This is a genomic window from Mesotoga infera, assembly GCA_011045915.1.
GTDB classification, from domain to species: Bacteria; Thermotogota; Thermotogae; order Petrotogales; family Kosmotogaceae; genus Mesotoga; species Mesotoga infera_D.
This window is the reverse complement of sequence record DSBT01000016.1, coordinates 1-6,367: the sequence shown is the minus strand read 5'-3', so window position 1 is coordinate 6,367 and position 6,367 is coordinate 1. Positions and strand designations below refer to the sequence as shown.

Below are 6,367 nucleotides of genomic sequence, written 5' to 3'. Positions count from 1 at the left end.
TTTCTTTGCTCGCGTTTTTCAGGACGACGGTCTTTGCCCCGAGGGAAATGGCGTGTTTCACTCTTGAACTCAACAGTACCTTCAATGGTTCGAGTTCATTCAAATAATCACCTCCAGTTTTTTGCGCATGGTCGTGTGAGAAGTTCTTTCGAAACAGAACCTGAAAACAAATCGAAAAAAGCATAGAGAAAGCGTTTCTGAAAGACTCTCAGAATGAAGTGATACTTATTAGCAGTTGACTACCTCAAAGTGTATAATCACACTTTTTTGGGAGATTAGCAAATTGAGCGATTTCTTCCGAGGTTAATTGCTCAAGAGGATCATTTGGAACTTATGGCCTCTCTTGTAGAAGGAGTCGTCTTCTTCTGATTATTATGTGAAAATACTTTCAGGACTCAGTTTGGATTTCCGCAAATAGTCTCAAGCAGAAGAAGCGGAACCGAGCATAAGTGATTTGCCCATTCACACACGATTAATTTGCAGGCACCTGGACAAAAAAACAGCAGCGAAAGACGCTGTCAATTATCTAGCTTCTTTCTCAAGTCTGCAAAGGGACTGTAAGTAGCTGGACCATTAACTGGTCTATTCGGACCGTGCCCTTTTTTATTACCTGTTGGCTTACGTTCTTCGCCTTTTTCAGGCGCGCCTGATTGAGTATTTGCCTTGGCAGATTCAAAATACTTCAGTTCTCGTGACAGATATCCCAAGAAGCGGGGAATATCATTATTTGAAAGCTTTTGAATCCTACATAACTCTTTGACCTTGTTAATGATCGTATGAAGATTATCTCCTGAGCCATCAGTCCTTATTTTCCTATATTGATTCAGATCTAATTTCCTTGCCTCATCAAATCCGAACTTCTTCGAGATCTCCATTAGTGTTTTAGCGGGCTTAGATAACTCTCCTCTATTAGCTTTAAAAAGCAAATCTGCAGTTTCGGACGCAAGTTCAATCAGCGATGAATTATCCCTCTTCAAGTTGCAGCACCATCCTTGAATCTTCTATGATTTTGTCCAGATTTTCCATGATGACTTTATCGCTACTGACACTCTGAAGATAGACATTAGCACAATCATTAATGAGTTCTGCGAGTTTTTCACCAGAGATAAGAGTTTCCTCCAGAGCTGTTACTTTCAGGAAGTTTTTCGGTTTCAAAGCCACGCTTCCAAATCCAATGTTTTTGCCCCTTCCCAGTTTCACTGCAAAACACTTTCTAGAAAATCCCATAGCAACGGCTAAGAGGCCAAATTCTTTCTTTGTTAGTCCCTTAAGAGTTATTTCGATGTTGAAACTGTTTCCAGGTTCAATTACTTCGTATGCAGAGTTTTTCTCTCCGGTATCCGAAAACACATGAGAGTAAATCTTGCCGACGTTTGTTTGAGTTGCATTCCCCTTCCATTGAGAAGGACCTAAAACAACAGTGATTTTCAAGTTGCTTTCGTCAACAAGGACGTCGTTAAACTGGACTCTACCGAGTTTTCCGAGAGTACCAAACATTGAACAAACAATGCAAAGTCTGTCGGTGCATGAAGCTGTTCCACTTCCAGCACACGAATTAGAAAGGAATTCCGCATATGTACGTATAGCACCTTTGAGTGATGACCCAGGGATTAGCACTCTTGTTCCTTCTCTCGATAGAACATTGGTTATTTTCCCCTCTTTCATCAGGAGATCTCCCTGAGTGAAGCATGTATTTGACCGCGTTACCGCTTCGAGCCTAAGCACTCCGTTTAAACGATTATTGCCTAGTGAATCGATGTGCGAAAACTCCCTCGATTCAATATGAGAAATGTTTTTGGGAATCAATAGTCTCATATATCCCTTTGGAGAGTCATTGTAATCAGGCATCAGGCTCCTCCTCTACTCTGATATACCTCATACCACCAGGCATCGAAAGGTCACTGACAAACTTTATTACGGGATTAGAAATGGGTATCTTCTTTCTGATGCCGCTACTTAGATAAACAACCCTTTCGTTGTTATTCTTTTTGTCGCTGATATAGATATCTCCGTAGAACCACACAAAATCCAGATGCTCATTGAAAGCTCTGAAGTAGAAATTGTAATCGAAACTATCATGCAGTTTATTGAATAGCTCTATACTTTCACCGGGGTTCATTTTGTCGAGTTGAAGAGCCATGTAGTCGTTAAAGATCACATAGAATAATCCTTCAGTGCTTTTTAATCTTTCGAGATGCTCAAGTCTGTCGTTCAACTGTCTCACCACGCTCTTGAAAGAGTGGAGTTGATGTCTAATTCAAATTTCTCTAATGCCTCGCCTGAAAACTCAAAACTGTATGGTGGAAATACATCCAAAGATTTGATTACGCTCAAAGGATCGTCTATAAATCCTCTGTTTCCATCCAATGAGGAGAAAGCGATTTTATCCCTATACTTTGAAAGGCAAGATATCTTTTCAATTTCAAGATGAACATGGCCAAAGCCTCTCGACTTTTGCCCGCCCGCTTTTTGATAACCATGATTTATGTGTGTAAAAGTCTTGAACAACAAAGCGAGCTGCCACCTTTCAGGATTTTTAAGAAATATACTTCCGAAGAACTTACCACCAGAGAGGCATTCTATATCGTAAAGAGCACCTCCTGCAACAGAACCAGACTTCCTGTCAATCTTTATTCCGTGTCTGATATTTAGATACTTCTCGATTTCGGTAACCGCTTTCATCTTTTCTTCTGGGGTATCTTCAGGCCTATAAGGAAAGAGATCATCGAACTTGACGATCGATCCAACGGCAGTTGAGCCGAACATTTTGCATGAATAACAGGAGTTTTGATATCTTTGCAAGCCATCATCTTCACTTTCGAGAAATATCATCTTGATTTCCTTCTCGATTTTCTTCTTTCCACAGTCAGCTCCCCTTTTATGGGAGAACCCGCACACGTCCTTTGACATCGCCTTCAATATGCCTTCAATATGGCTTCTGAAAACCCCCTTCATCGAACTACCAGGAACATAAATAGAGTAGCCGTAAGGTGTACTAATTCTGACGAATGGATTGTCGGGAGCTGTTGGGTCAGGCGAATCTCCGCCGGCTCGTATTACAAATGCTGTTCTTGGTTCGAGTGAGTAATCAATTTTTATGTGGCTTCTGAGTTCTCCAAAGAGTGTGCTCATATTATTACCTCCGCCATGTGATTTCTAGCAGCGAGCCTAAGACTATCAATCGCCTGTTCTGAGAGCTTGATCGCTCCACTTTCTTCCAATATGCTTTTCTTGTCGATCTTCTGAATGCTGAACGTTACATTTACTCTTCCGAGGCCGGCGGATTTCTTTCCTCCCAGTCTAATAAATCCTTGGTTCATTAGATCGAGAATCATCAATACGTATCCGACTTGATAATCATTAACGTTCTCGAGCAATATTTCTCCAACGAAGACTGTTCCAGGATTGACTACTTCAAAATCGTATTTTCTACCGCCTGCAGCGTTTTCAGTATCTCTTCTTATCATGACACCATCTCTAGTCGAAGTGAAACTCTCAGCTGGGTTGCCCCGTCTTATGGCATCACTTATGTAAATGTGTGAAGAAATCGATTGTGAACCGAAAAGAGAACATACTTCACAACTTTTCTCTATTTCTTGATACAATTCCTTATTTGAAGAATTGCTTGAAGTGGAACCACACGTTGAATTAGTGCTATCACAAACATAGAGTCCGCTCATTCGTAGAATTGCTTCAAGGTTTGATCTAAAGACTCCCTTCAGAGACGCTCCCGGAATAACTGCATTACCGTCAGGCATTCGCATTATTGCATTATCAGAATCTAGAGGTGAGATTGATTGGTTGCCTACTCCAATATGAAGAGGGGTCACCAGTTCTATCTCAATATCCAGAGTATACCGATTGACAAAAGTATCGAAGAATGTCATTCCTTCCCCTTCCCTTCTTTGACAAATTTAGCGAATCTTGCCATGTAACCGAAGTAGTGTGAAATGGCTTCGAGAAGTTCTTCTTTAGCGAATTTCTTGACTTCTTCTACCTCGTCTATCAGCCCTTTTCTGAACTGGGAAGGTTTTCTTCCAATCTGGTACTTCATAAAGTTCTCAAATTCCTCAATACAAGACGCTTGTCTTGCAACCTCACTGAATCTTCGCAATTGTGAGTCTGTTTCTGGCTTAAATTGGTTTTTTTGATAGTATTCCTCTGCCATAGTAACCAGCCTTCTCTTTTGATCAGCATTGATCATATCTATTCCTCCTTCACTTATAGATAACGAACTGACCGTATCCAGACCCGGTGAACTTTCCCAAACCTTTTATGTATAGCTTCTCAAGAATCTCGGCGGATTCTTCAACTGACAAATGAGTGTCGTAGATAATAACCGTTCCTGCAGAAACGACGTTCTGGAAAGCCTTAGGAGTGTTAGAGGCTGAAGACCAACCGGACGTATGAGAAGTTTTCAAGAGACTAAGTACAAGCTTGAACTCTTTCCCCATTAGCATTTCTATGGTTTCGTCTTTCTGAAGTATGAGATCCGAGGTCAGAAGAATCGGAACAAATGTGCGATCTTCTCCGGGCAGAACATTCTGGATACTCTTATTGAACCTCCTTATTTCTTCGGTCAGATCGATGTTGTATTTTCTAATTTCCACAACTCTTACAAGCCCAAATCCTCTGGTCTTTGAATTACCAATGTACAGCCAATCTTCATTGAGCAGACTCAGAAGTGATTCCGACTCAGATCTGAAGAGCCCCGACATTTTATTATGGAAATACGTATTATAAGTTCTCAGTGATCCATCCTTTGCACTTCGTAACTTACTGTCAAGCGATACCTGCGTTGACGTATCGCCTTCTCCAGAATCAAAAACTCCAATTCTCGGGACATGCCATTTTCCGGTTCGGTCAAGTCTCTTGCCTTCTCTAATGTTTCTTACGGAGAATTTCTTGCCTCTGCTATTCTCAATGCTGGATATTAGTATAAACAGTAGTTGATCGAATATTTCATCAGAGTCTTCAGAATACTTAGCCCTAAGAATCGAGTCCGGCGAGAGATATGCGATGGCATCGTTTATCATTGGATACAGATTGGGGAATTTCACTTTTTCCAGCAGAAATATCTCTTTGAATTCTTGAGTGGTTTTCGGGAATCGTGCAGCGTATGCTCCTCTTAGGGTAGATCCCGGGATGTATTTGGCAGAGTTGTACAGGTAAGACTTTGTTCTTTCCGAGGTAACCAGAAAAGGTTCCATCGGTTCGCATATTATCTGTGCTACTCTTGCTTGGGGAATATTCGTTATGCTGCTTTTCTCGACTTTGCCAGTTAGTCTGATGTCTATAAAGCCGTATCCAGCAGACTTCTTTGAACCAAGTTTCTTTGTGAGAGAGAGTAAAAGAGCAAAAACCTTCTCCTCGCTAGAAGTCATAGGTGAAACTGCAAATACATTTCCCTCGAACTTTACTCCAGTATTCACGGCACGTATCTTAAACAGCTTCTTATTGCTTACTGTCCTTGTCTTTCTATCCATAGAAATATGAGTACGCTCAAGGAATAGGTTTGAGATGTGCGGTGACTTAACCGACAGTTCGGAAAATATAAGCTTCCCTTGGTTTTCGGAATCGCCAAAAAGAGAGTTGATTTCGGCTGCGTATTCGCTCTTTAGCATTGGTGAGACTTCTCTAAATGCTCCCTTTATGGCAGAACCTGGAATTATCGGAAGGTTTTTCTTCATTGCAATGTCCTTTGACCAGACATCGCTTCCCGAACTCGAGCCAATAAGTAGAGGCGATTTAGTTTCAACCTCGATGTTGTATATCACGCTCTCACCCCATTCTGCAATGACATCGCTTTACTGAGTTCCATCAAAGCCAGCACTCTGCTCTCAATTTCGGTTTTTGAAGTGTCACCTATCAAGAAGTACTTGTTGATCATTTCCGCAATACTTTTTCCGAAGTCATGAGTTCTTTCTCCATGAACGAAGAAGTATTTCATGTTCAGCTTAGCCACCAGAGGATCATCTATCATGCATGAAATTATCTTATGAAGGAAGTTTGAGAATTTTCTAGGATCATCTTGTCTTATGATTTGCAGAATCTCTTCAAACTCACTCATCGGCAAGCCTTTTCCTAGGATTTCCTTTACCCGGTGACTAACATCCGGAGCTGTGAAAGAATGCTCCTGAACAGGGTTGAGAGAGTTTTGAAGCAACATTCTGAATGCAACATAATTACCGGGATTAGAGTAGTTAGCCTTGTATGCAGCTTTTTTGGCTGATTTCAACAATTCCTCAACTACTTCAAAAATGAATCTTACTGGAAGCTTTTTTGGAACCAGCGCCATTCCACAGCAGAAACCTATTCCGAGTGCTTTGAACTCTTTGTCGATATTCTCGGTGAGTGTTTCATATAC

General features: G+C 41.1%; 7 protein-coding genes. All 7 read right to left on the bottom strand.

Going from position 1 to position 6,367, the window contains the following annotated elements; all coding sequences use genetic code 11:
- Positions 1–518: 518 nt before the first annotated feature.
- The 7 genes from ENN47_00490 to ENN47_00460 are packed head-to-tail and all read right to left on the bottom strand — an operon-like array spanning position 519 to position 5,798.
- Positions 519–977 (bottom strand): hypothetical protein, encoded by a 459-nt coding sequence (locus ENN47_00490; protein HDP76669.1) that lies wholly within the window; start codon positions 975–977, stop codon positions 519–521.
- Positions 964–1,848 carry a hypothetical protein gene (locus ENN47_00485; protein HDP76668.1) on the bottom strand — a complete coding sequence of 295 codons (885 nt, stop codon included), beginning with the start codon at positions 1,846–1,848 and terminating at the stop codon, positions 964–966. The genes ENN47_00490 and ENN47_00485 overlap by 14 nt, the downstream gene beginning before the upstream one ends.
- Positions 1,841–2,215 (bottom strand): hypothetical protein, encoded by a 375-nt coding sequence (locus tag ENN47_00480; protein HDP76667.1) that lies wholly within the window; start codon positions 2,213–2,215, stop codon positions 1,841–1,843. Before ENN47_00480 ends, ENN47_00485 begins: the two co-directional genes overlap by 8 nt.
- Before the next feature lie 5 nt (positions 2,216–2,220).
- A complete protein-coding gene (locus ENN47_00475) occupies positions 2,221–3,132 on the bottom strand; it encodes a hypothetical protein (protein HDP76666.1) in 912 nt (303 codons plus the stop codon).
- Positions 3,129–3,887 carry a CRISPR-associated RAMP protein gene (locus ENN47_00470; protein HDP76665.1) on the bottom strand — a complete coding sequence of 253 codons (759 nt, stop codon included), beginning with the start codon at positions 3,885–3,887 and terminating at the stop codon, positions 3,129–3,131. Before ENN47_00470 ends, ENN47_00475 begins: the two co-directional genes overlap by 4 nt.
- Positions 3,884–4,168 (bottom strand): hypothetical protein, encoded by a 285-nt coding sequence (locus ENN47_00465; GenBank protein ID HDP76664.1) that lies wholly within the window; start codon positions 4,166–4,168, stop codon positions 3,884–3,886. The genes ENN47_00470 and ENN47_00465 overlap by 4 nt, the downstream gene beginning before the upstream one ends.
- Positions 4,169–4,217: 49 nt before the next feature.
- The gene (locus tag ENN47_00460; protein ID HDP76663.1) at positions 4,218–5,798 is read right to left on the bottom strand and encodes a hypothetical protein; all 1,581 of its coding nucleotides are present in this window, start codon (positions 5,796–5,798) and stop codon (positions 4,218–4,220) included.
- Between the last annotated feature and the right edge of the window lie 569 nt (positions 5,799–6,367).

What these genes read in the sequence shown, in the direction of transcription:
- ENN47_00475 (HDP76666.1), bottom strand. Translation starts at nt 3,132, where the DNA reads ATGAGCACACTCTTTGGAGAACTCAGAAGCCACATAAAAATTGATTAC.
- ENN47_00465 (HDP76664.1), bottom strand. Translation starts at nt 4,168, where the DNA reads ATGGCAGAGGAATACTATCAAAAAAACCAATTTAAGCCAGAAACAGAC.
- ENN47_00485 (HDP76668.1), bottom strand. Translation starts at nt 1,848, where the DNA reads ATGCCTGATTACAATGACTCTCCAAAGGGATATATGAGACTATTGATT.
- ENN47_00470 (HDP76665.1), bottom strand. Translation starts at nt 3,887, where the DNA reads ATGACATTCTTCGATACTTTTGTCAATCGGTATACTCTGGATATTGAG.